Origin of the sequence: Streptomyces sp. A012304, assembly GCF_026008495.1 — a bacterium.
Classification (GTDB): domain Bacteria; phylum Actinomycetota; class Actinomycetes; order Streptomycetales; family Streptomycetaceae; genus Streptomyces.
The window spans coordinates 260,847-280,240 of record NZ_BQUN01000096.1; the positions used below are offsets into that span (position 1 = coordinate 260,847).

The 19,394-nt window shown below is 71.4% G+C and carries 14 protein-coding genes; 9 read left to right on the plus strand and 5 right to left on the minus strand.

What is annotated here, in order from left to right:
- Positions 1–38: 38 nt before the first annotated feature.
- The 4 genes from ALMP_RS22195 (at position 39) to ALMP_RS22210 (ending at position 6,033) form a co-directional block, all read left to right on the plus strand.
- The gene (locus tag ALMP_RS22195) at positions 39–1,424 is read left to right on the plus strand and encodes an ABC transporter substrate-binding protein (RefSeq protein WP_264930933.1); all 1,386 of its coding nucleotides are present in this window, start codon (positions 39–41) and stop codon (positions 1,422–1,424) included.
- A 70-nt stretch (positions 1,425–1,494) separates the two neighbouring features.
- Entirely contained in the window at positions 1,495–2,775 is a 1,281-nt protein-coding gene (locus ALMP_RS22200) for a carbohydrate ABC transporter permease (RefSeq protein ID WP_264930934.1), read from the plus strand.
- Positions 2,772–3,623: a carbohydrate ABC transporter permease gene (locus tag ALMP_RS22205; protein ID WP_264930935.1), complete on the plus strand. Its 852-nt coding sequence runs from the start codon at positions 2,772–2,774 to the stop codon at positions 3,621–3,623. Before ALMP_RS22200 ends, ALMP_RS22205 begins: the two co-directional genes overlap by 4 nt.
- 145 nt (positions 3,624–3,768) lie before the next feature.
- A complete protein-coding gene (locus ALMP_RS22210; RefSeq protein ID WP_264930937.1) occupies positions 3,769–6,033 on the plus strand; it encodes a bifunctional glycosyltransferase family 2 protein/CDP-glycerol:glycerophosphate glycerophosphotransferase in 2,265 nt (754 codons plus the stop codon).
- Positions 6,034–6,054: 21 nt separating this feature from the next.
- Here ALMP_RS22210 and ALMP_RS22215 read toward each other — a convergent pair whose 3' ends face one another.
- The gene (locus tag ALMP_RS22215) at positions 6,055–6,468 is read right to left on the minus strand and encodes an organic hydroperoxide resistance protein (RefSeq protein WP_264930939.1); all 414 of its coding nucleotides are present in this window, start codon (positions 6,466–6,468) and stop codon (positions 6,055–6,057) included.
- Positions 6,469–6,609: 141 nt separating this feature from the next.
- Here ALMP_RS22215 and ALMP_RS22220 point away from each other — a divergent pair, with 141 nt between their 5' ends.
- Both ALMP_RS22220 and ALMP_RS22225 read left to right on the plus strand, forming a co-directional pair.
- On the plus strand, positions 6,610–7,131 hold the full coding sequence (locus tag ALMP_RS22220; protein WP_264930940.1) for a MarR family winged helix-turn-helix transcriptional regulator: 522 nt from the start codon (positions 6,610–6,612) through the stop codon (positions 7,129–7,131).
- 66 nt (positions 7,132–7,197) lie between these two features.
- Complete coding sequence (locus ALMP_RS22225; RefSeq protein WP_264930942.1) at positions 7,198–8,142, plus strand: ADP-ribosylglycohydrolase family protein; 945 nt, start codon at positions 7,198–7,200, stop codon at positions 8,140–8,142.
- A gap of 452 nt (positions 8,143–8,594) precedes the next feature.
- Here ALMP_RS22225 and ALMP_RS22230 read toward each other — a convergent pair whose 3' ends face one another.
- A complete protein-coding gene (locus ALMP_RS22230) occupies positions 8,595–9,221 on the minus strand; it encodes a TetR/AcrR family transcriptional regulator (RefSeq protein WP_264930944.1) in 627 nt (208 codons plus the stop codon).
- Positions 9,222–9,412: 191 nt separating this feature from the next.
- On the opposite strand from ALMP_RS22230, the gene ALMP_RS22235 reads away from it, so the two are divergent.
- Positions 9,413–10,330 carry an ABC transporter permease gene (locus ALMP_RS22235; RefSeq protein WP_264930946.1) on the plus strand — a complete coding sequence of 306 codons (918 nt, stop codon included), beginning with the start codon at positions 9,413–9,415 and terminating at the stop codon, positions 10,328–10,330.
- Positions 10,323–11,159, plus strand: coding sequence for an ABC transporter ATP-binding protein (locus tag ALMP_RS22240; protein WP_264930948.1), 837 nt, complete (start codon positions 10,323–10,325; stop codon positions 11,157–11,159). The genes ALMP_RS22235 and ALMP_RS22240 overlap by 8 nt, the downstream gene beginning before the upstream one ends.
- A gap of 143 nt (positions 11,160–11,302) precedes the next feature.
- Here the strand turns inward: ALMP_RS22240 and ALMP_RS22245 are convergent, their stop codons facing one another.
- Positions 11,303–16,267 (minus strand): NAD-glutamate dehydrogenase, encoded by a 4,965-nt coding sequence (locus ALMP_RS22245; RefSeq protein WP_264930950.1) that lies wholly within the window; start codon positions 16,265–16,267, stop codon positions 11,303–11,305.
- A 662-nt stretch (positions 16,268–16,929) separates the two neighbouring features.
- On the opposite strand from ALMP_RS22245, the gene ALMP_RS22250 reads away from it, so the two are divergent.
- Positions 16,930–17,496, plus strand: coding sequence for a DJ-1/PfpI family protein (locus ALMP_RS22250; RefSeq protein WP_264930952.1), 567 nt, complete (start codon positions 16,930–16,932; stop codon positions 17,494–17,496).
- A gap of 56 nt (positions 17,497–17,552) precedes the next feature.
- Here ALMP_RS22250 and ALMP_RS22255 read toward each other — a convergent pair whose 3' ends face one another.
- On the minus strand, positions 17,553–18,215 hold the full coding sequence (locus ALMP_RS22255; RefSeq protein WP_264930954.1) for an HAD family hydrolase: 663 nt from the start codon (positions 18,213–18,215) through the stop codon (positions 17,553–17,555).
- A 212-nt stretch (positions 18,216–18,427) separates the two neighbouring features.
- Entirely contained in the window at positions 18,428–18,943 is a 516-nt protein-coding gene (locus ALMP_RS22260; protein ID WP_264930956.1) for a DUF6912 family protein, read from the minus strand.
- Between the last annotated feature and the right edge of the window lie 451 nt (positions 18,944–19,394).

Consider the following 19,394-nt stretch of genomic DNA (forward strand, 5'->3'; position numbering starts at 1 on the left):
CGCTCGGACGTTCGACGAGGACGAAGAACGGGGCAGTGATGCGCAGGACGAGCAACACACACCGGAAACGCGGAACCGTGAAGGCAGCCGCCGCGATCATCGCGGGAGCCCTGGCGCTCTCGCTCAGCGCGTGCGGCGGTGACGACGGCGACGGCAGCGGCGACGCGACTCCCACCGGCAGTCAGGAGCCGGGCGGCAGCAGCCTCACCCTCCCGAAACTGAACGGCACGACACTCGAGGTCGCCGCCGTGTGGACCGGCCCGGAGCAGGCCAACTTCAAGAAGGTCCTGGCGGAGTTCGAGAAGCGCACCGGCGCGAAGGTGACCTTCGTGCCCGCGCAGGACCCGATCATCAACTTCCTCGGCTCGAAGATCGCGGGCGGTCAGCCGCCGGACGTGGCGATGCTGCCGCAGCCGGGCGCCATCCAGCAGGCCGTGGACAAGAAGTGGGCCAAGCCGCTGGGCGCGGAGGCGAAGGCGGAGCTGGCGAAGAACTTCTCGCAGGGCTGGCAGGACATCGGCAAGGTGAACGGCACCCAGTACGCCGTCTACTACAAGGCCGCCAACAAGTCGCTGGTCTGGTACAACGCCAAGGTCTTCGAGAACGCGGGCGCCACCGAACCCAAGACGTGGGCCGAGCTGCTGACGACCGCTCAGACGGTGTACGACTCCGGCGTCACCCCGTTCTCCATCCCGGGCGCGGACGGCTGGCCGCTGACCGACTGGTTCGAGAACGTGTACCTGTCGCAGGCGGGCCCGGAGAAGTACGACCAGCTCGCCAAGCACGAGATCAAGTGGACGGACCCGTCCGTCAAGCAGGCGCTGACGACGCTCGCGCAGATCTGGGGCAAGAAGGACTACGTGGCGGGCGGCGCCGACGGGGCGCTCCAGACGCAGTTCCCCAACGCCGTCACGCAGACCTTCACCGGCGGTGACCAGCCGAAGGCGGCGATGGTCTACGAGGGTGACTTCGTGCAGGTCAACATCGCCCAGACGGACGCGAAGGTCGGCACGGACGCGAAGGTGTTCCCGTTCCCGAAGGTCGGCGCCACCGCGCCGGTCGTCTCCGGCGGTGACGCGGCCGTCGTCCTGAAGGACTCCCCGGGCGCGCAGGCGCTGGCGACGTTCCTCGCCTCGCCGGACGCGGCGGAGATCCAGGCGAAGCTGGGCGGCTATCTGTCGCCGAACAAGAACGTCGACGTGGCCGCGTACCCGAACGACGTGCAGCGCAAGATCGCACAGGCGCTGGTCGCGGCGGGCGACGACTTCCGCTTCGACCTGTCCGACCAGGCCCCGCAGGCGTTCGGCGGCACGCCCGGCAAGGGCATGTGGAAGGACCTCCAGGACTTCCTGAAGAACCCGACGGACGTGGCCGGCATCCAGGCGAAGCTGGAGTCGGACGCGGCGGCGGCGTACGGGAACTGATCCGGGGATGGCGTCGAAAACGGCGGCGGGGGCTCCGGGAGCCCCCGCCGCACCTCGCTCACGCGGGAGCGTGACCGGCACCCGGCGGACGGTGGCAGCGCTGTTCCTGCTGCCCGCGCTGGTGCTGCTGGGCGCGCTCGTGGTCTACCCGATCGGGTACTCGGTCGTGCGCAGTTTCTACGACCAGTCCGGCGACGGCTTCGCCGGCGTCGACAACTACCGGGCGCTCTTCACCGACGACGGCATACGCACGGCGCTGAAGAACAACGTGATCTGGGTGGTGTTCGCGCCGACGGTCGCGACCGCGCTGGGTCTGATCTTCGCCGTGCTGACCGAGCGGGTGCGCTGGGGCACGGCGTTCAAGCTGGTCGTCTTCATGCCGATGGCGATCTCGATGCTGGCGGCCGGCATCATCTTCCGGCTGGTCTACGACCAGGACCCGGACAAGGGTGTCGCGAACGCGGTGTGGGTCGGTGTGCATGACACGTTCGCGCAGTCGTCGGCGTTCCCCAAGGCCCACCCGGGCCGGCAGTCGCCGCTGAAGGCGGAGGGCGGCGGGTTCGTCACGAAGGCGGCCGTCTCCGCGGGCGACCCGGTCGCCCTGCCCCTGGTCGGTGTCGCGCCCGACCAGATGCCCGACGACGCCGAGCGGGCCGTCGGGGCGCGGCCCGAGCCGGGCAAGGTCACCGGCACGACCTGGCAGGACTTCACCCGAGGCAAGGGCGTCGGCACGCTCGGCGCCCCGGATGCCACCGAGCTGGGCTACCCGGGCATGCGGATCGAGGCCGTCAAGGACGGCAGGGTGGTCGCCTCGACGACGGCCGCCGACGACGGCACCTTCACCCTCCCCGAGGAGGCCGACGGCGCGCTGCTGCGGCTTCCGGCGAGCAACTTCAAGGAGGCGTACAACGGGCTGGACTGGCTCGGCCCGTCGCTGGTCACGCCGGCGATCATCGGCTCGTACATCTGGATGTGGGCGGGCTTCGCGATGGTGCTGATCGCGGCCGGGCTGGCGAGTGTGCCCAGGGAGCTGATGGAGGCGGCGCGGGTGGACGGCGCGAACGAGTGGCAGGTCTTCCGCCGGGTGACCGTGCCGCTGCTCGCGCCGGTCCTCGCGGTGGTCACCGTCACCTTGATGATCAATGTGCTGAAGGTGTTCGACCTGGTCTTCATCATCGCCCCCGGCTCCTCGCAGGACGACGCGAACGTGCTGGCGCTGGAGCTGTACCGCAAGGGCTTCTCCGAGGACCAGCCCGGCATCGCCAGCGCGATCGCGGTGTTCCTGCTGCTGCTGGTGATCCCGGTGATGTGGTTCAACATCCGGCGGCTCAGGCGGGAGGTGCGGCGATGACGTCGGCGGCCAAGTGGCTCGTGGAGAAGGTCAACGGCGGTCTGGTCCGGGTCTTCCTGATCGTCGTCGGGCCGTTCTGGCTGGTGCCGACCATCGGTCTGCTCATCTCCTCGCTGCGCACGCCGGAGGACATGAGCGCGAGCGGCTGGTGGAAGGTGTTCAGCGAGCCGTCCCAGCTCACCGTCGACAGCTACCGGAAGCTGCTGGAGAACGGCGACATCACCGACTCCCTCGTCAACACGGTGCTGATCACGGTTCCGGCGACCGTGCTGGTGGTCGTCATCGGCTCGCTCGCCGGGTACGCGTTCGCGTGGATGGAGTTCCCGGGCCGGGACTGGTGGTTCCTGGGCGTGGTGGGCCTGTTGGTGGTGCCGGTGCAGGTGGCGCTGATCCCGATCGCCGAACTCTTCGGCAGCGTCGGCCTGTTCGGGTCGGTTCTCGGCGTGATCCTGTTCCACGTGGGTTTCGGTCTGCCGTTCGCGGTGTTCCTGCTGCGGAACTTCTTCGCGGAGATCCCCCGCGAGCTGCTGGAGGCGGCCCGCCTCGACGGCGCCGGTGAACTGCGGCTGTTCGTCCGTGTGGTGATGCCGCTGGGCGGTCCGGCGATCGCGAGCCTCGGCATCTTCCAGTTCCTGTGGGTGTGGAACGACATGCTGGTGGCGCTGGTGTTCACCAACGCCGACAGCCAGCCGATCACGGTCGCCCTGCAGACGCAGGTACGGCAGTTCGGCAACAACATCGACGTGCTGGCGCCGGGCGCGTTCATCTCGATGGTGGTCCCGCTGGCCGTGTTCTTCGCGTTCCAGCGGCAGTTCGTGTCCGGTGTGATGGCCGGCGCGGTCAAGTAGACGACGGGGTGCGGGGGGCGGGCCGGGTCCGGTCCGCCCCCTCGTCGTGCGTGCCGGTGTACCCCGGATGCCGTACGGATCGTAACCAGGTCACTCCTTCGGCCGTTCCCGGGCAGAGCCCCCCGCGCCGACCCATGGATGTCCCTTGCCCAGGTTCAGTGTCATCGTCCCCGCGTACCAGGTTCAGGCGTACCTGCCCGAGTGCCTCGAATCGGTGCTGTCCCAGTCGTACGCCGACCTCGAAGTGATCGCCGTCGACGACCGTTCGCCGGACGGCTGCGGCGAGATCATCGACGAGTTCGCGGCGCGCGATCCGCGGGTGCGGCCGGTGCGTCTGGCGGCGAACGCCGGTCCGGGGCCGGCCCGTAACGCGGGTCTGGAGCGGGCGATCGGCGACTACGTGCTGTTCCTGGACGGCGACGACACGCTCGCCCCGGACGCGTTGCGCGCGATCGCCGACCGGCTGAAGGAGACGGGCGAGCCGGACGTCCTGGTGTACGACCACGCGGCGGCGTACTGGACGGGCGAGACGGTCCGCGGTCCGTTCGCGGCGCAGCTCACCGAGCGGGGGCCGGCGCCGTTCCGTCTGGATGGCCGGCCGGGGCTGCTGAGGATGGTGCCGGCCGCGTGGAACAAGGCGTACCGGCGGGAGTTCGTCGAGCGGGCCGGTCTGTCCTTCCCGCCCGGCTACTGCGCGGAGTTGCCGTGGACGTATCCGGCGCTGGCGCTGGCCGAGTCGCTGGCGACGCTGGACCGGGTGTGCGTGCACCACCGCGTGCGCCGCCGGGGCGCCCGCGTCCCCACCGCCGGCCACCGGCACTTCGACGTCTTCGACCAGTACGACCGTGTCTTCGCGTTCCTCGCCGGGCGGCCCGCGCTGGCCCGGTGGCGGCCGGTGCTGTTCCACCGCATGGTCGACCACCTCGCGGCCCTGCACACCGAGCGCGTGACGCTGCCGCGCGCCGACCGCGCCGCGTTCCTGCGCCGGGCCCGCGCCCACTACCGCCGTCACCGTGTCCCGGGCGTCTCGGTGCCGCCGCGGTCCCGGATGCGTCACGCCCTGGTCGGCCTGGGCCTGCACCGCACCTACCGGGCGGTCCAGGCCGGCGAGGCGCTGCGGCGGGGCGTGCGCCGGGCGGCGTCCGGGCTGGTCCGCGCGCTGCGGTCGGCCGCCCTCCAGGTCCACTACCGGATCCAGCTGCGGCTGCCGGTACGCGCCGACCGGGCCGTGTTCGCCGCGTACGGGGGGCGTGCGTTCGGCTGCAATCCGGGCGCGTTGGAGGCCGCGTTCCGCGCGGTGGTGCCGCAGGTGCGCACGGCGTGGATCGCGCGCCCCGAGCACCAGGACGCCGTCCCGCCGGGCCCGGGCCGGCTGACCCCGGACACGGCCGCGTACTGGACGGCGCTGGCGCGTTCCAGGTACCTGGTGAGCAACGTCGACTTCGACCGCCGGCTGGTGAAGCGGCCCGGGCAGGTCCTGGTCCAGACCCAGCACGGCACCCCGCTCAAGCACATGGGCCTCGACCTGCGGGAACGCCCGGCGGCGGCGCGTGACACGGACTTCGCGGGGCTGCTGCGGGGCGTGGAGCGGTGGGACTATGTGCTGTCCGCCAACCGCCACACCACTCTGACCTGGGAGCGGGTCTTCCCCGGCGGTTACATCACGCTGGAGTACGGCCAGCCGCGCAATGACGTGTTCCAGCGGGCGACGGCCGAGGATGTGGCGCGGCTGCGGGAGGAGCTCGGCATTCCCCGCGACACGGTCGCGATCCTGTACGCGCCGACGTACCGCGATCACTGCCTGACCGGGCGCCCGCTGCTCGACCTGGCGCGGGTCCTGCGCCGGCTGGGGCCGGAGTTCGTGATCCTGGCCCGCGCCCACCCCGCGCAGCCCACCGCCGTGGCGGGCGGCGGGCGGGTCCTGGACGTCACCGGCCATCCGAGTGTGGAGTCGCTGTGTCTGGCGTCGGACGCCCTGGTCACCGACTACTCGTCGATCATGTTCGACTACGCGAACCTGGACCGTCCGATCGTGGTGCACGTCCCCGACGACGACTGGGCGGCGTACCAGGCGGCCCGTGGCACTTACTTCGACCTGCGGGCCTTCCCGCCGGGCGCGGTCGCGCGCAGCGAGGACGAGCTGGTCGACATCTTCGCCACCGGCCACTGGCGGGGCTCCCGCTCGGCCCAGCTGCGGGCCGCGTTCCGGGAGCGGTTCTGCCCGTACGACGACGGTCGCGCCGCCGAGCGTGTGGTGCGGCGGGTGGTGCTGGGCGAGACGGGGCAGCCGCCGGTGGTGCCGCTCGATGAGCGGCGGCCGGTGCCGTCGGCGGCCTCGGGGGTCACGGGCTCGCCGCTGTCGACCGTGTCGTATCCGACCGGGCGCCGCCCCGTCTCCGACCACCCCTAGGGGTGGGGGTGCCGGACCCGGTTACTCGACGACGAGCTCGACCTCGATGTTGCCGCGGGTGGCGTTGGAGTAGGGGCAGACCTGGTGGGCCTGCTCGACCAGCTTGCGGCCGGTGGCCTCGTCCACGGAGTCCGGCAGCTCGACCCGGAGGGCGACCTTGAGGGCGAAGCCCTCGCCCTGCTTGCCTATGCCGACCTCGGCGGTGACGGCGGCGTCGCTGACGTCGACCTTGGCCTGGCGGCCGACGAGGCCGAGGGCGCTGCCGAAGCAGGCGGCGTACCCGGCGGCGAAGAGCTGCTCGGGGTTGGTGCCCTGACCGTTGCCGCCCAGCTCCACCGGCATGGCCAGCGCGAGGTCGATCTTGCCGTCGGAGGAGACGGCGCGGCCCTCACGGCCGTGGGTGGCGGTGGCGACTGCGGTGTAGAGCGCGTCCATGGATGAACCATCCCTCTCGGAAGTCTGTGGTCGGGGGTGGCCGGCCCCGCACGGTGCGTGTCCGGGCCGCTCACGACGACAAGTAGAGCACACAATTCAGTTGTGCACAACTGAATGGTCCGCAAGAGCTACCCTGGAGGCATGACCCCGATGTCTCACCCGGCCTCCGCCCCCGCCCCGGCGTCCGCCGAGGAGAACTGGCTGCGGCTGGACCGCCAGATCTGCTTCTCCCTGCACGCCGCCTCGCGCGCCTTCAACGGCGTGTACCGCGTGATCCTCAAGGACCTCGGGCTCACCTACCCCCAGTACCTGGTGATGCTGGTGCTGTGGGAGGAGGGCACGCTGCCCGTCAAGAGGCTCGGCGAGCATCTGCGCCTGGACTCCGGCACCCTCTCCCCCCTGCTGAAGCGGCTGGAGTCGGCGGGCCTGGTGCGCCGGGAGCGCAGCACCCGCGACGAACGCTCGGTCGAGGTCCGGCTGACCGAGGAGGGCACCGCGCTGCGCGAGCGGGCCCTGCGGGTACCGCGCCGGATCGCCGCCGCGACGGGCTTCGACCTGAACGAGATCACCGAACTCCGCGAACGCCTGGACCGGCTCACGGGGGCACTGGACGCGGCGGCCCTCAGCGAGGAGGAGGACACGGCGCAGGAGCGGCGGGCGTAGGCGGTCGGGCGGGGCTTCTTCCCTCTGCTGCCGTACGGCGGTCGCGCCGGAGCTTAGGCTGGCCGGGTGATCGATTCCGTACGTGCGGTGGGCGCGGTCGTCGGGTCCGCCGTGGGGGACGCGCTGGGCGCGCCGTTCGAGTTCGGTCCGGAGGGCGCCTTCCGGGCCCGGTTCCCGGTCGCGGGGCACGGGGGCGAGATGTGCGGGGGCGGCGGCTGGGACCCGGGTGAGGCGACGGACGACACGCAGATGGCCGTACTCGTCGGGGAATCCCTGCTGGAGCGCGGCGGCCTGGAACCGGCGGACGTCTTCCGCAGGTTCCAGCGGTGGGCGGCCGCCGACCCCAAGGACATCGGCCTCCAGACCGAGGCCGTACTGAGCAGCGGCGACCCGTGGGACACGGCGGCCGCCCTGCACTTCCAGGTCAGCCAGCGGGGAGCGGGCAACGGCGCGCTGATGCGGGCCGCCACCTCCGCCGTGTACTTCGCCGGCGACGGCCGTGCCGCCACGATGGACGCCGCCCGCCGGCTGAGCGCCCTCACCCACGGCGACCGTGCGGCCTGGGAGGGCACGGCGATCCTGCACGAGCTGCTGCGCACCGCCCTGACCGGCGGTGACCCGCTGGCCGCGCTGCCGGCGACCCTGGCCGAGGTCCACCCCGACCACCGGGCGCGCTACGCGACCGTCCTGGCCCCCGACTGGCACCCGGACCTGGCCACCGAGTTCAACGGGGCCGTCTGGCCCTGCCTCGGCTCCGCCGTCTGGGCGCTGCGCACCACCACCACGTACGAGGACGCCGTCCGCGCCGCCGTCGACCTCGGCGGCGACACCGACACCGTCGCCGCGGTCACGGGCGCCCTCGCGGGCGCGGTGCACGGCGCCACGGCCGTCCCCGAACGGTGGACGCGCGCCCTGCACGTCCCCCTGCCCGGCTCCGGCGACCGCGTCCTGCGCACACCGGACCTGACGGACCTGGCCCACCGGTTGAGCGACGGCGGTACGAGGCCCTGAGCATGAGCCACGGGGTGGCGAGGCCCTGAGCATGAGCCACGGGGTGGCGGGCCCTGAGCTGGGTGACAACGGCACGCGGCCCCGAGCCGAGCGACAGGCGCACGCGGCCCCGAGCCGAGCGACAGGCGCACGCGGCCCTGAGTCCGAGCGACGGCGGGGCGAGGTGCTGAGCCTGAACGACAGCGGGGCGACGTGCCGAGCCCGAGAGACGGCGGGTGCCGCCCCGAGCCCGAGCGACAGGGGCACGCGGCCCCGAGCGTGGGCGCGGCGGGGCGAGGTGCCGAGCCTGAGCGACAGCGGGCCGAGGTACTGAGCCCGAGAGACGGCGGGCGCCGCCCCGAGCCCGAGCGACAGGGGCACGCGGCCCCGAGCCTAGGCGACAGCGGGCCGAGGTGCCGAGCCTGAGAGACAGCGGCACGCCGCCCCGAGCGTGGGCGCGGTGAGGCCCTGGCTCAGAGCGCCTTGATCGCCGCGGCGGTCGACCGTGCCAGCGCGTCCAGGTACCCCTTGGGCAGCTTCGGGTTGCGGATCACCACCGAGCGCCAGTACAGCGGGCCCGAGATCAGATCCAGCGCCAGCTCGCCGTCCGCGCCCTCGCTCACCTCGCCGCGCTGCTTGGCCGCGGCCACGATCGTCAGCGCGACCCCCTCCTGACCGTCCCGCAGGGCCTTCTGCACCGCTTCGGCGATCTCGGGGTTGCGGGCCGCCTCCGCCTGGAGGTCCGGGATGATCTGCGAGGCGACCGGGTGCCGCAGCGCCCGTGACGTCACCTCGTACAGCACCCGCAGGTCGCCCTCCAGACTGCCCGTCTCCGGCGCCGGCAGGCCCTGCACGGCGATCGCCGCGACGATGTCCAGGACCAGGTGCAGCTTGGAGCGCCAGCGCCGGTACACGGCCGTCTTGCCCACGCCGGCCCGGCGGGCGATGCCCTCGATCGACATCCGCGCGTAGCCGACGGCTGCCAGTTCCTCGAACACGGCCGCCCGGATGGCCTCCGTCACGTCCTCCCGGAGCACGGCCGCTCCCGCGGGGGTCCGGCGGCGCGGACGCGTCTGGGGTCCGTCGGCGTTCGTCGTCATGCGGACAGCATAGGGCGTCACGACGAAACGGTTGCGTTCCGGCGCTCAATCGGCCTACGCTCACGTTGCGACGATACGGTCCCGTCCCGACGTAAGAGAACGACAAGAGAAACGTAAGGAAACGCCGAAACGCCGGCCGGCGACACCGGACCGCCCGTGCCCACCCCCACCCCCGAGAGAAAGCAGCGGATGTGAGTCAGGTCCTCGACACACCGCCCCAGTCGCGGCCCGTGCCCCGCGAAGACCTCGCGGCCCTCGCCGCCCGTCACGGCCTCTCGGTCAGCGGCGCCCGCCCCTCGCTGCCGGAGTACGTCAGCCAGCTGTGGGCGCGCCGCCACTTCATCAGCGCGTTCGCCACGGCCAAGCTCACCGCGCAGTACAGCCAGGCGAAGCTGGGACAGATCTGGCAGGTGATGACCCCGCTGCTGAACGCGGCGGTGTACTACTTCATCTTCGGTGTCCTGCTGGAGACCAAGAAGGGCGTCGCGGACTTCATCCCGTTCCTGGTCACGGGCGTGTTCGTATGGACGTTCACGCAGAGTTCGATCATGGCGGGCACGCGCGCGATCTCCGGCAACATCGGCCTGGTGCGGGCCCTGCACTTCCCGCGCGCGGCCCTGCCCATCTCGTTCTGCCTCCAGCAGCTCCAGCAGCTGCTGTTCTCGATGGCCGCGCTGGTGATCATCCTGCTGTGCGTGGGCGTGCCGCCGGCCCCGTCCTGGATCCTCGCCGTCCCGGCGCTGGTCCTCCAGTTCGTCTTCAACGCGGGCGTGTCGATGATCCTGGCCCGGCTGGGCGCGAAGACCCCGGACATCGCCCAGCTGATGCCGTTCGTCCTGCGGACCTGGATGTACATCTCGGGCGTGATGTGGAGCATCGACAACCTGGTCAGCAAGCACAACGGCATGCCGCCCTGGGTCGCCGACCTGCTGCGCGCCAACCCCGCGGCCGTCTACATCGACCTGATGCGGTTCGCGCTGATCGACACCTTCCACGCGAGCCAGCTGCCCCCGCACGTGTGGGCGTGGGCGACCGGCTGGGCGCTGCTCGCCGGCGTGGGCGGCTTCATCTACTTCTGGAAGGCTGAGGAGACCTACGGCCGTGGCTGACAACACAACCCCGAACGGGCCCTCCGACGAGCGGATCCCCACCGTCGTCGCGGACGGCGTCGACATCATCTACCGCATCAACGGCCCCGCCGGCGGCAAGGGCTCGGCGACCGCCGCCCTCAACCGCATCCTGCGCCCCAAGCGAGCCGCGAAGGCCGCCGGCATGCGCACCGTGCACGCCGTCAAGAACGTCTCCTTCGTCGCCTACAAGGGCGAGGCGATCGGCCTGATCGGCACCAACGGCTCCGGCAAGTCGACGCTGTTGAAGGCCGTCGCCGGCCTGCTGCCGGTGGAGCGCGGCAAGATCTACACCGACGGCCAGCCCTCCCTCCTCGGCGTCAACGCCGCCCTGATGGGCGACCTGACCGGCGAGCGCAACGTCTACCTCGGCGGCCTGGCGATGGGCATGTCCCGCGAGCAGATCAAGGCGCGCTACCAGGAGATCGTCGACTTCTCCGGCATCAACGAGAAGGGCGACTTCATCTCCCTGCCCATGCGCACCTACTCCTCCGGCATGGGCTCCCGGCTGCGTTTCTCCATCGCCGCCGCCAAGGACCACGACGTCCTCCTCGTCGACGAGGCGCTCTCCACCGGTGACGCGAAGTTCCAGCGCCGCTCGGCGGAACGCATCCGCGAGATGCGCGAGCAGGCGGGCACGGTCTTCCTGGTCAGCCACAGCAACGCCGCCATCCGCGACACCTGCCAGCGGGTGCTGTGGCTGGAGCGCGGCGAGCTGCGCATGGACGGCCCCACCGAGGAGGTCATGCGGGCGTACGAGGAGTTCACCAGCGGCAAACCGGCACCCAAGCCGGCGCCGAAGCCCGCGTAACGCCCGGCAGCGCACATCTCAAAGCGCACGCCCGGCAGCACCTGTGCAAAAGGCGCCTCCGGATCCCTGCGAGGGATCGGAAGGCGCCTTCACGCGTCACCCGCGGCCCGCGCGGCCTGAGCGACCGCGGCCCGCGCGTACGGCTACGAGTGCGTCCGCAGCAGTGTCCGCATGGTCCGCATCGCCACCGACAGGTTGGCCAGGTCGAACGTCTCCGAGCCCTGGATCTCCTCCAGCGTGGTGCGGGCCCGGCCCAGGATCGCCGCGTTCTTCTGCTCCCACGCCTTGAACCGCTGCTCGGGCGTCGAGGTGCCGTTGCCGACGGCCAGGACGTCCGCGGTCAGCGCCGCGTGCGCCGCGTACAGGTCCTCGCGGATGGAGGCGCGGGCCATGGACTGCCAGCGGTCGGCCCGCGGCAGCTCGATGATGCGGTCCATCAGCTGGGTGATGTGCAGACGGTCGGCGAGGTCGTAGTACACCTCCGCGACATCCAGCGGGTCCCGGCCCATGCGGTCGGCCACCGACACGATGTCCAGCGCCGGGAACACCGACGAGAATCCGGCCACCCGGGTGGCGAGCCCGTCCGGCACACCGGCACCGGTCAGCTCGTCGTAGATCTTCTGCCACCACTCCAGGTCCGCGCCGCGCAGCAGCTTCGTCAGCTGCGACCACACCTGCTCGACCCGGTCGGCGAAGAATTCGACCGTCTCCGCCAGCTCGAGCGGCTGCGGCCGGTTGTTGAGCAGCCAGCGCGTGCCGCGCTCCACCAGGCGGCGCGAGTGCAGCCGGATACGGGTCTGGGCGTCGGCCTCGACCTGGTTGTCGAGGGCCTCCACCGCGTCCCACACCGGCGCCGAGCAGAAGATCGCCCGGGCCGCGGTCTGCGCCCGCACGATCTCCTCCAGCGAGGCGCCGGTCTCCTCCCGCAGCCGGTGCAGGTACGTCGTACCACCGGTGTTGACGGTGTCGTTGACCAGGACGGTCGTGGTGATCTCGCGCCGCAGCGGGTGGCTGTCGATGTGCTCGGGGAACTGCTCGCGCAGCGCCGTCGGGAAGTACGCGTGCAGCAGCCCACGCAGGTAGGGGTCGTCGGGCAGCGAGGTGTGCAGCAGCTCGTCCGACACGGTGATCTTCGTGTACGCCAGCAGGACGGCCGTCTCCGGACTGGTCAGGCCCTGCCCGGCGGCGAGGCGCTCACGGATCTGCCGGTCGGTGGGCAGGAACTCCAGCGCCCGGTCGAGGTGGCCCTCGCGCACCAGGTGGCGCATGAAGCGCTGCTGGGCGTGGAGCATGTCCTTGGACTGGGCGAGGGCGTTGGCGATCGCCGTGTTCTGCGCGTAGTTGTTGCGCAGGACGAGACGGCCGACCTCGTCGGTCATCTCGGCGAGCAGCTTGTTGCGCTGCTTGACGGTCATGTCGCCGTCGGTGACCAGCCCGTTGAGCAGGATCTTGATGTTCACCTCGTGGTCGGAGGTGTCCACGCCGGCGCTGTTGTCGATGGCATCGGTGTTGATCTTGCCGCCGGAGCGTGCGAACTCGATCCGGCCCAGCTGGGTCAGGCCCAGGTTGCCGCCCTCGCCGACGACCTTGACGCGCAGGTCGGCGCCGTCGACGCGGATGGCGTCGTTGGCCTTGTCGCCCACGTCGGCGTTGGACTCGGTGGACGCCTTGACGTACGTGCCGATACCGCCGTTCCACAGCAGGTCCACCGGCGCCTTGAGGACGGCCTTCATCAGGTCGGCCGGGGTCAGCTTGGTGACCTTGCCCTCGATGCCGAGGGCCTCGCGGATGTGGGAGTTGACCGGGATGGCCTTGGCGCTGCGGGGGAAGATCCCGCCGCCCGCCGACAGCAGCGAGGTGTCGTAGTCGGCCCAGGAGCTGCGCGGCAGCTCGAAGAGGCGGCGGCGCTCGGCGTACGAGGTCGCCGCGTCGGGGTGCGGGTCGATGAAGATGTGCCGGTGGTCGAAGGCGGCGACCAGCCGGATGTGCTCGCTGAGCAGCATGCCGTTGCCGAACACGTCACCGGACATGTCACCGATGCCGACGACCGTGAAGTCCTCGCTCTGCGTGTCGACGCCCAGCTCCCGGAAGTGCCGCTTGACGGACTCCCAGGCGCCGCGGGCGGTGATGCCCATGCCCTTGTGGTCGTAGCCGGCGGAGCCACCGGAGGCGAAGGCGTCACCGAGCCAGAAGTCGTAGGACTGCGCGACCTCGTTGGCGATGTCGGAGAACGTCGCCGTGCCCTTGTCGGCGGCGACCACCAGGTAGGTGTCGTCCTCGTCGTGCCGGACGACGTCGGCGGGCGGCACGACCTCCCCGGCGACCATGTTGTCGGTGATGTCGAGCAGCGCGGAGATGAACGTGCGGTAGCTGCGGATGCCCTCCGCCAGCCACGCGTCGCGGTCGGCGGCCGGGTCGGGCAGCTGCTTGGCGACGAAGCCGCCCTTGGCGCCGACGGGCACGATGACGGTGTTCTTCACCATCTGCGCCTTGACCAGGCCGAGGATCTCGGTGCGGAAGTCCTCACGCCGGTCGGACCAGCGCAGGCCACCGCGCGCGACCTTCCCGAACCGCAGGTGCACGCCCTCCACGCGCGGCGAGTACACCCAGATCTCGAAGGCGGGCCGCGGCGCCGGCAGGTCGGGGATGGCCTGCGGGTCGAACTTCATGGACACGTAGGCGTGCGGAGTGCCGTCGGCGGTCTTCTGGAAGAAGTTGGTGCGCAGGGTCGCCTTGATGACGGTGAGGAAGGACCTGAGGATCCGGTCCTCGTCCAGGGAGGCGACCTGGTCGAGGGCGGCGTCCAGCTCCTCCAGCAGCGCGTCGACGATCTCCAGTCCGGCGCGCTGCCGGTCCGGCGACATCCGCGCCTCGAACAGCGACACCAGCAGCCGGGTGGTGTGGACGTTGGTGCGGAGGGTGTCCTCCATGTAGTCCTGGCTGAAGGTCGAACCGGCCTGCCGCAGGTACTTGGCGTACGCGCGCAGCACCATCGCCTGCCGCCAGGTCAGCCCGGCGCCCAGCACCAGGGCGTTGAACCCGTCGTTCTCCGCCTGGCCGGTCCAGGTCGCGGCGAACGCCTCCTGGAACCGCTCGCGGGCGTCGTCGGCGAGCTGGTCGCCGCTGACGCCGCTGCCCGAGCGGGGCAGGCGCAGACCGAAGTCGTAGATCCAGGCGACGTTGCGGTCGGCGCAGCGCAGTTCGTAGGGACGCTCGTCGATGACCTCGACGCCGAGCCGGTTGAGGACCGGCAGCACCGCCGACAGGGAGATCGCGTCACCCTTGCGGTAGATCTTGAAGCGCCGCACGTCGGGCGCCGCGCCCACCGGCTCGTACAGGCTGAGCGCGAAGTTCCGCTCTTCGTCGAGGCGTTCGAGGTGGACCAGGTCGGAGACCGCGGAGCGCGGGGTGTGGTCGGCCTTGTAGCCCTCGGGGAAGGCGTTGTTGTACCGGCGCAGCAGCTCCGCCGCCCGCTCCTCGCCCAGTTCGGCGTTGAGCGCCTCCGCGAAGGCGTCCGCCCAGGAGCGGGCCGCCTCCACCAGACGCGCCTCGATGCGTTCCTTGTCGCTGTCGGACAGCTCCGGCAGCTCGGTGCCCTGCGGCACCCGGACCACGAAGTGCAGCCGGGAGAGGATCGACTCGGTGTTCCAGGCGGTGAAGTCGACGCTGATGCCGCCGAGCTCCTCCTTCAGGATGTCGATGATCCGCAGCCGCACGCCGGTGGTGTACCGGTCGCGGGGCAGGTAGACGAGGGCGGAGTAGTAGCGCCCGTACTCGTCCTGCCGCAGGTAGAGCCGCAGTCGGCGGCGCTCCTGGAGGTAGAGCACGGACGTGACGATGGACTGGAGTTCGTCCACCGGCGTCTGGAACAGCTCGTCACGCGGGTAGGTCTCCATGATCTGGAGCAGGTCGCGTCCGTCGTGGCTGTTGGGCGAGAAGCCGGCGCCCTTCAGGACGGCGTCGACCTTGCGCCGCACGACGGGCACCCGCAGCACCGACTCGGTGTACGCGGCGGACGAGAACAGTCCGAGGAAACGCCGCTCACCGATGACGTTGCCGTCGGCGTCGAACTTCTTCACGCCCACGTAGTCCAGGTACGACGGCCGGTGCACGGTGGCCCGGCTGTTGGCCTTGGTGAGCACGAGCAGCTTGTGCTCGCGGGCCTTGGCGCGGGCGTCGGCCGGGAGCCGCTCGAAGGAGGGGCTGACGGGGTGGGCGTCGCCGCCGGCGTGGTGCGGGTCGGCGCGCAGGATGCCGAGCCCGGTGCCGGGGACGGCGGCGAGGGAGTCGTCGGCGCGCAGCTGGTACTCGCGGTAGCCGAGGAAGGTGAAATGGTCGGCGGCCAGCCAGCGCAGCAGCTCGCGGGCCTCCTCGACCTCCGGCGCGGCGAGGTCCCCGGGCACGGACTCGGTCGGCAGGTCCTCGGCCATGCGCAGCGCGGCCTCGCGCATCTTCTCCCAGTCCTCGACGGCCTCACGGACGTCGGACAGGACGCGCAGCAGGTCGACGGCGATCTGCTTGAGGTCGGCACGGTCGGTCTCGCGGTCCATCTCGACGTGGATCCACGACTCGATGTGCGCGTCGTGCGGGAGGTCGGGGGCGGAGGGCGCCGTGTTCAGGACCTCGATGAGCTTGCCGGTGACATCCCGGCGGACGACGATCTGCGGGTGGACGACGAGGTGGATGCCCCGCCCCTGACGGGTCAGTTCGTTCGTCACGGAGTCGACGAGGAAGGGCATGTCGTCGGTGACGACCTCGACCACGGAGTGGCTGCACGTCCAGCCGTTCTCCTCGACGGTCGGGGTGTGGACGCGCACGTTCGCGGTGCCCTGTGGCCGGTTCTCGGCCAGCCGGTAGTGGGAGAGCGCGGCTCCGAAGACGTCGACCGGGTCGCGGTCGGTGAGGTCCTCGGGGGCGGTGTGCAGGTAGTAGCGCTGGAGGAACGACAGCACGGTCTCGCGGTCGGGGGTGCCGGGGGTGTCCGGGGTCCCCGCAGTGGCCTCGCCCGTCGTCCCGGTCGGTAGGTGCCCCCCGACCGGGCTGTTCTCAGCGACCCGGGCCGCCCTCTCGAGCAGCTCGGCCTTGGCTTCGTCCAGCTTGGTCTGCATTGTCCTCTGGCTCCTGTCGCGCGCCGTTGCGTGACGTAGAAGGAAGTACGGTCTCTTCCCCTGGGACGTAACGCCTCGACGCGGGGTCTCCGGTCTGTTTCGACGCTATGCCGCAAGGTGAGATGAGCGGGGGGTTATCGGCCATTCTCGACGCCCCCGCGAGGTGTGACGCTGCTCTCCGCGCCGCCCGCGTCCGGGGTGTGTACGGCGTCCTGGGGGTTCTTGCGACCCCGTCCCGCCCGCGAGGACCAGCGACCGCCACCCGGCCACGGATGTCGTCCGCGGTCACCGGGCGCAGGGCAGGGGAAAGAGCACCCCCGCGAGATATCGCGCTGATCACGCCACCAAGGCTATCGCTCCTCACCCGGGGCCCGTCATGAGCCGTATGTGTACAAAACAGGGGGTGGAAGTTTGACGTTCTGCACAGGGGCGGGGCGGGCGGCGGCGTGTGAAGGGACGAACCAACGGGCCGCCCGGTGGGCTTCGAGGGCTCGGTGGGTGGGGTGGGCTTTCAGCGGGCTTCGGTGGGCTTTCGATGGTGGGGAAAAGTCGCCTCGGGAGGCGCCCCCGGGGCACCCTGAAAGCGACCGCGCCTCTTGGCAAGGCCGCGATCCAGCGGCACGTTGCCCAGGAAGCCACCGTCCTGAGGGGAGCGCACCGACATGACCGCGAAAGTCCTCATCGTCACCGGCGACGCGGCGGAGTCCCTGGAAGTCCTCTACCCCTACCAGCGCCTGCGCGAGGAGGGCTACGAGGTCCACATCGCGGCCCCCGCCCGCAAGCAGCTCCGGTTCGTCGTCCACGACTTCGAACCCGGCTTCGACACCTACACCGAGAAGCCCGGCTACACCTGGCCCGCCGACCTGGCCTTCTCCGAGGTCGACCCCGGCCAGTACGTCGCCGTCGTCGTCCCCGGCGGCCGCGCCCCCGAGTACCTGCGCAACGACCCCGAACTGCGCAAGATCCTCAAGTCGTTCTTCGACGCGGACAAGCCGGTGGCGCAGATCTGCCACGGCCCGCTGCTGACCGCCGCGACGGACGGCCTCCGCGGCCGCCGCGTCACCGCCTATCCGGCGCTGGAGCTCGACATGCAGAGCGCCGGCGCGACCTTCCAGGACACCGAGGCCGTCGTCGACGGCACGCTGGTCTCCTCCCGCGCCTGGCCGGACCATCCGGCGTGGATGCGCGAGTTCCTCAGAGTGCTGCGCGCGAAGGCACCGGCGAGCTGACTCCCCCCGCCCCCATCCCCCCTATCCGACTCGTCCCGCCCCTGCCCTCACCACCCTCAGGCTGCCATCTCCTTCGCGACCTCCACCGCCTCCTCCAGCGTGTCCACGACCGGCACGCCCACCTCCTCCAGGCTGGACCGCCCGTGCGAGCCGCCGGTGTACAGCACGGCCCGCGCCCCCACGTGCAGCGCGGCCACCGCGTCGTCGGCGGCGTCCCCGATCACCACGGTGCGCTCCGCCTCGACGTCGCCCAGCGCCTTGAGGTGGCGCACCATGTGCTCCGCCTTGCTGCCGCCGGAGGGCCCGGTGCGCCCGTCGACCCGGACGAAGTGCGGCTCGATGCCGAAGCCGCGGACCAGCGGCACGAGCTCGTCGTGCACGTACATGCTCAGCAGGGACTGGCTGTGTCCCGCCGAGCGCCACCCCGCGAGCAGCTCCGCCGCCCCCGCGGTCAGCGAGCACCGCACCCGATGCTCGGCGTAGTACCGGTGGAAGACCTCGTCCATGATCTCCCACTCGGCGTCGGTGGGCAGTCTGCCCATGAGCCGCTCGTAGAACTTCGGCACCGGCACGCAGTACAGCGCCCGGTACCGCTCCAGCGTGATCGGTTCCATCCCCAGCTCGACGAACGCCGCGTTCGTCGCCCCGATGATCGCGTCGTTGTCGTGGAACAAGGTGCCGTTCCAGTCCCAGACGATGTGCGCCGCTGCATTCCCCATGTCCGCAAACGTACCCGCCACCACTGACATTCGGCAGCACGCGCCGGCTCGCCGGCCAGGACGCCGAACGGGCCGAGACCACCGGGCCGGGTGCTCCGCTCAGCGGCCGTCGGACCACCGGCCGGGTGCTCCGCTCACCGACCCTCCGGCCACCGAGCCGGGCACTCGGTTCACCGGCCGTCGGGCCACCGAGCCGCCGTCGGCACAGGGTTTCAGTCCCCGGAGCCCACCAGGTTCGGGATCTCCTGCGTGGCGAACCACAGCAGCTCGTGGTCGTCGGCGCCGTCCACCACGAACTGGGCGTCGTCGTCGCCGACGTCCGCCGCGGCCAGCGCCTCGGCCGCCGCGGTCACGTCGGCCTCCGCGTCCCCGGCGTCGACGTGCACGGAGGCCGCCTTGGTCAGCGGCACCCCCCGGGCCACCCGCACCTCGCCGAGCGCCGCGGGGTCGAGGCCCCGGTCGGGGTCGGCCATCGCCGCGCCGTCGGGCACGTCCACGGCGACCACGACCCGCCGCCGCGGCGCCCCCGGGTCGGCGGCCAGCAGCCGCAGCGAGGCGAGCGCGGCCCGGCCGAGCGCGGCGTACTCCAGCTCCTCGATGTCGTCGGAGAGGTACCACTCGCGCAGGGCGGGCGTGACGGCGTACGCGACGAGCGGCCCGGGCCCCAGCTCTCCCGCTTTGTGCGCCTCGGCGAGACCGGGGAGGGTCAGGGGGACGTAGACGCGCATGGTGGGCCGCTCTCTCTCGTGGTCGGATCCGCGGTCGGTACTTCGCTCGGCGCCCCGCGGAGAGCGGTGTCCGCGCCTCCGGGGGCTTCAGGATACGTGCGGGTGTCCCCTTTCGGGTCCCCGCAGACGCCCCTGACGCCGTCCACCCGGCGCCCCGGAATTCACCCGGCACACCCCGCCCACCCGGTCTTTTGCCCGCCTCCATCATCCTGATAGGTGAAGCCCTCAGGACTCGACCCGCGACCTTGCGCTCTCTTGCCGTCACTTACCGCAACCCCGTACAAGATCCACGACGGCAAGTTACCGCCCGGTAGAAAGCGGCCGGGCCCAACTGAACGGGGACACCCATGAACAAGGTCATGACGAGGGCGCAGCACACCCCCGGCACCCGCCCTCCCGGCCGCCGCGACACCCGCCGCCCCGCCGGCACCCCGCCCCGCGCCCCGAGCGG

Bases quoted from the DNA above. Each gene is read 5' to 3' on its own strand.
- ALMP_RS22195 (WP_264930933.1), top strand. From the start codon at position 39: ATGCGCAGGACGAGCAACACACACCGGAAACGCGGAACCGTGAAGGCA.
- ALMP_RS22205 (WP_264930935.1), top strand. From the start codon at position 2,772: ATGACGTCGGCGGCCAAGTGGCTCGTGGAGAAGGTCAACGGCGGTCTG.
- ALMP_RS22215 (WP_264930939.1), bottom strand. From the start codon at position 6,468: ATGGACGCGCTCTACACCGCAGTCGCCACCGCCACCCACGGCCGTGAG.
- ALMP_RS22220 (WP_264930940.1), top strand. From the start codon at position 6,610: ATGACCCCGATGTCTCACCCGGCCTCCGCCCCCGCCCCGGCGTCCGCC.
- ALMP_RS22230 (WP_264930944.1), bottom strand. From the start codon at position 9,221: ATGACGACGAACGCCGACGGACCCCAGACGCGTCCGCGCCGCCGGACC.
- ALMP_RS22245 (WP_264930950.1), bottom strand. From the start codon at position 16,267: ATGCAGACCAAGCTGGACGAAGCCAAGGCCGAGCTGCTCGAGAGGGCG.
- ALMP_RS22250 (WP_264930952.1), top strand. From the start codon at position 16,930: ATGACCGCGAAAGTCCTCATCGTCACCGGCGACGCGGCGGAGTCCCTG.
- ALMP_RS22255 (WP_264930954.1), bottom strand. From the start codon at position 18,215: ATGGGGAATGCAGCGGCGCACATCGTCTGGGACTGGAACGGCACCTTG.
- ALMP_RS22260 (WP_264930956.1), bottom strand. From the start codon at position 18,943: ATGCGCGTCTACGTCCCCCTGACCCTCCCCGGTCTCGCCGAGGCGCAC.